Origin of the sequence: uncultured Campylobacter sp. (genome assembly GCF_938045405.1) — a bacterium.
Taxonomy (GTDB): Bacteria; Campylobacterota; Campylobacteria; order Campylobacterales; family Campylobacteraceae; genus Campylobacter_B.
Map to the genome: position 1 here is coordinate 1 of NZ_CALIMW010000082.1, position 4,188 is coordinate 4,188.

Annotated in this window: 5 protein-coding genes; 4 read left to right on the forward strand and 1 reads right to left on the reverse strand. The window is 46.8% G+C overall.

What is annotated here, in order from left to right:
* Positions 1-363 precede the first annotated feature (363 nt).
* From Q0140_RS03115 to Q0140_RS03130, 4 genes are all read left to right on the forward strand, one after another.
* Positions 364-1,677 carry a sodium-dependent transporter gene (locus Q0140_RS03115; protein WP_297961758.1) on the forward strand — a complete coding sequence of 438 codons (1,314 nt, stop codon included), beginning with the start codon at positions 364-366 and terminating at the stop codon, positions 1,675-1,677.
* Between the two features lie 67 nt (positions 1,678-1,744).
* Complete coding sequence (locus Q0140_RS03120) at positions 1,745-2,368, forward strand: hypothetical protein (protein WP_297961762.1); 624 nt, start codon at positions 1,745-1,747, stop codon at positions 2,366-2,368.
* A 16-nt stretch (positions 2,369-2,384) separates the two neighbouring features.
* A complete protein-coding gene (locus tag Q0140_RS03125) occupies positions 2,385-2,564 on the forward strand; it encodes a hypothetical protein (RefSeq protein WP_297961766.1) in 180 nt (59 codons plus the stop codon).
* Positions 2,542-2,730, forward strand: coding sequence for a hypothetical protein (locus tag Q0140_RS03130; protein ID WP_297961769.1), 189 nt, complete (start codon positions 2,542-2,544; stop codon positions 2,728-2,730). The genes Q0140_RS03125 and Q0140_RS03130 overlap by 23 nt, the downstream gene beginning before the upstream one ends.
* A gap of 750 nt (positions 2,731-3,480) precedes the next feature.
* On the opposite strand, the gene msrB is transcribed toward Q0140_RS03130, so the two are convergent.
* On the reverse strand, positions 3,481-4,188 hold a 708-nt coding region (gene msrB, locus Q0140_RS03135; RefSeq protein WP_297961772.1), incomplete at its 5' end, for a peptide-methionine (R)-S-oxide reductase MsrB.

Consider the following 4,188-nt stretch of genomic DNA (forward strand, 5'->3'; position numbering starts at 1 on the left):
TTTTGAACCGCAATCAAATGCTCTATCCAGCTGAGCTACGAGCGCACGAAATAAAAGAAAACGGGATTATAGCGTTTTTAGCTTAAATTTAGCCAAAAAGACGGTTTAAATTTCGACACGCGATAAATTTCAGCTCGCTCAGATTTATCGCGCCGAATTTTAACTCGCTTAAATTTTACGCATTCTTTAAAATTTTATGAGTGAAATTTAACTATTTAAAATTTGCTTGCTCAAAATTCTGCAAGCTCAAACCCAAAATGCCCTAAAATTTTACCGCTCTGTAGCCCAAATCCTACGCACAATAAATAAAATTTAAATACTTTTTTTGCTACCATAACGCAAATTTCAAAAACGGATACGCAAATGAACAAACGAAGTTTCTCGTCGCGCTGGGCTTTCATCATCGCCTGTGTGGGCTCTGCCGTGGGTATGGCAAACGTCTGGGGCTTCCCCTACAAACTCGGCACGAACGGCGGCGGCGCGTTTTTGCTGATCTATCTATTTTTTATCGCGCTGTTTTCCTATGCGGGACTTAGCGCCGAGTACGCCATCGGACGCCGCGCTAAAACGGGCACTTTGGGCTCTTACGAATACGCGTGGAAAAGTCGCGGCCTGGGCACCGTCGGCAAGATCATCGGCTGGTTACCGCTTGCTGGCTCGCTATGTATCGCCATCGGCTACGCAGTCATCATCTCATACGTGCTAAAAGCCCTAGCGCAGGCCATAGACGGCTCGCTGATGAGCGTGGATACGAACACTTGGTTTGAGTCCTTCGCGCTAACGCCCTATTCGGTCGTGCCGTTTCACTTCATCGTCGTTGCGGGCACGCTTTTTACGCTGTTTTTCGGCGCGCACAGTATCGAAAAAACTAACAAAATCATGATGCCGCTATTTTTCATCCTTTTTGCGGTGCTTGCGGTCAAGGTCGCCATGCTACCGGGCTCGGGCGCGGGGTATAAATTTCTATTCACGCCCGATTTCGGCAAGCTCGGCGATCCGATGGTGTGGATATCTGCGATGGGGCAGGCGTTTTTCTCGCTTTCGATCACGGGCTCGGGTATGATCGTCTACGGCGCGTATCTGCCTAAAAACGAAGACGTCGTCTCGGCTGCGAAAAATACGGCGTTTTTCGACACGCTTGCGGCGATGGTGGCCGCGCTAGTGATGATCCCTGCGGTCTTTGCGTATCACACCGATCCCGCCGCGGGTCCGGGGCTACTTTTTGTGACGCTGCCTAAAATTTTACAAGATATGATCGGCGGGCAAATTTTTGCGATCATCCTCTTTACGGCGGTGATCTTCGGCGGAATTTCATCGCTTCAAAATATGTTTGAAGTCGTCGCCGAGTCCTTGATGCATAAATTTCCGCGCCTGAACCGCACCTGCACGCTCGTGCTTTTGTGCGTGATCTGCTTCGGCGTGGGCGTGAATATGGAAGCTATCGTCAAATGGGGGCCGTGGATGGACTTCGTATCGATCTATATCATCCCGATCGGCGCGGTCATCGGAGCGGTTTCGTGGTTTTGGGTGATCAAAAAAGATGGAATTTTAGACGAAGTAAATTCGGGCGCATCCAAGCGATACGGCGCGTTTTGGTACAACGTGGGGCGCTTTTTATACGTGCCGCTGGCGCTACTGCTTTGCACAATCGCGCTAAGCATGCATATTTCGTTTTGAGTTAAATTTTATCATCGAAGTATGAGATTAAAAAATTTAATCTGCAATGAATAAAAGGATCGATTGTATGAGCGATTTAGAAAACGAAAATTCCCCAAAGCTCAAATTGCGCGAATGGGATTCGAGACCTACGAAAATCCGCGAAAAATCCAAGCTTTCTAAATTTGCAGAATATTCGATGCCTATTTATGCGCTTATATCTTTATCGGTGTTTTTTATACCGATAGATGTTTTGGATAAGTATAGCATTTGCGCGGACTTCGTTAAATTTATGAAGGGGATTTTTCCAAATATCGAAGCCTTTGAAGCTATTAGCGCAATGCCCCAGGTTACAGCTTTTTACGTAAGTTTTATGTGGATTTGGGTGATTGTTTGCTCGGCTTTGATGATTTATCTTAGTTTTTACAATATGCCAAATATCTATGATTTAAAAGTTTTTCCAAAAGGAATTCCCGCTATTATATTTACGTTTTTCTTAGGATATCTGGGAACTACGTATTATTATCTAGGCGAAATGGTTACCGGAGAAATAAGCTTCGGACCAAAAAGCTTCAACCTATATTTTGCCTCGAAAATTAAGATGTATTTTTGGATTACATTCTTTTCTCTATGGTTTATTGCCGGTTGCGGCGTTGGTTCTTGGGGTTTGATCTTTACAATCTGTGGTTTTAAAAATTTGAAAAAATATTAATCAAAAGATTTGAAGATTGGGATACCTTATAAGCGATAAACTGATCGACATCGGGCTCATTTTGTTTTTCGGCGGTTTTGGCTTTGTATGCTATATAAACGGCGTATGCGGGATCGGCAAAGACTATATGCAGCGCAATAAAATAGACTTGATGCGCTGGACCGAGGCACATCTTGCGCTCCAATACGCCGTTTGATTCGAACGAGCCGCTAGAATTAAAATTTAAAGAGCCCAAAAGCAAGCACATAATCTACAATTTTTTCGAGTTCGTCATCCATTATGCGATAATTGCGCCGTTTTTAGCGATCTATGCGGGGATTTTTCTATTTTGCGCGGGGTGCGTCATCAAAATTTTATCCTAAATTTAAAATTTGCGACGCGGATGCATAGCGGGCATTGCATAGACGCCGTTTTCGTTGCGGAATTTCAAATTTTACGCCGCATCTCTTGCTAAACATACACCGCTTCCGTGTCTTAAAAAGTAAAATTTCAAAATTTTATCCCAAAATTCACGACTTGCGAATTTTATGCCGTGATTTCCGTTTCTATCTGGGCGGGCAGGGGCCCCAATTGCGAGGTCGCATTTCTCGCGGGCGCCGCCTCCGCAGCACCGCATTGCTCTGCTCGCCCGCAAACCCCGCCTAACCCCCTACAACGCTATATGGGTGAGCTGCACTCGCATTAAATTCTTTCTATTACAGCTACGCCGCATGAAATTCTTTAGAGGTAAATTTATCGTATTTGGAATTTTAAAATTCCATCCGTAGCCGCCAAGCCAATTTATCCGCCGATCATCAAGCTTCCGCTCGACCGCAAACTAAACTAGCCGCCGGCCAAACCGATCGGCAACCGACTAGCCGTCAAATCGATCGATGAAATGCCCGTAAGCTAGCTATTGATATGATTGTAAAATCAACCGACCGTCCACCGAATTTATCGATAGCGAAGCCGTATAAAACCGACCGACCGCCAAAAGCAGTGGTCGCAGACTAGAGGAGAGCGCGCCCGAGTTACAAAACGACTGACCGCCGAACCGATATACCGCCAACCGATCGGCAGCCGAGCCGTATAAAACTAACCGACCGATCGCCGAGCCAAAGCCCTAACCCGCGTTACTCTACGTAAATTTTATAATCCCCGTAGCCGCGCGCGTCCATCTCCTCAAGCGGTATAAATTCCAAGCTAGCGCCGTTGATGCAGTATCTCATACCGCCCTTATCTCTCGGTCCGTCATCAAAGACGTGCCCCAAATGGCTGCCTCCTACGCGGCTGGAGACCTCGACGCGCTGCATACCGTGGCTGTCGTCTCGCGCGTAGGCGATCGCATCGGTCGTTATCGGCTTTGAAAAGCTCGGCCAGCCGGTGCCGGAGTTGTATTTGTCGGTAGAGGAAAAGAGCGGCTTTTTCGACACGATGTCGATGTAGATGCCCTTTTTATAGTGCTTGTCGTATTCGCTCGAAAACGGTCGCTCGGTATCTTTTTCCTGCGTGACGCTGTATTGCAGGTCGCTCAGAGTTCTTTTGAGCTCCTCTTTGCTCTGCGCTTTGAAGGCTTTGTCATCGTAAAGCGGCTTTTTAGCGAGGCGCAGATCGATATGGCAGTAGCCGCCCGGGTTTTTGTCTAGATAGTCTTGGTGATAATCCTCCGCCTTGACGTAGTTTTTAAGCGGCATAACCTCGACCGCTATCTTTTCATCATATTTGCTCTGTTTAAAGGCTACGAATTTACGCGCCGTCTCGCCGCTCGCCTCGTCGGTGTAGTAGATCCCCGTGCGGTATTGGCGACCGCGATCGTTACCCTGTTTATCAATCGAGAACGG

Excerpts from the sequence above, each read along its gene's own strand:
- Q0140_RS03120 (WP_297961762.1), top strand. The coding sequence starts at position 1,745 with ATGAGCGATTTAGAAAACGAAAATTCCCCAAAGCTCAAATTGCGCGAA.
- Q0140_RS03115 (WP_297961758.1), top strand. The coding sequence starts at position 364 with ATGAACAAACGAAGTTTCTCGTCGCGCTGGGCTTTCATCATCGCCTGT.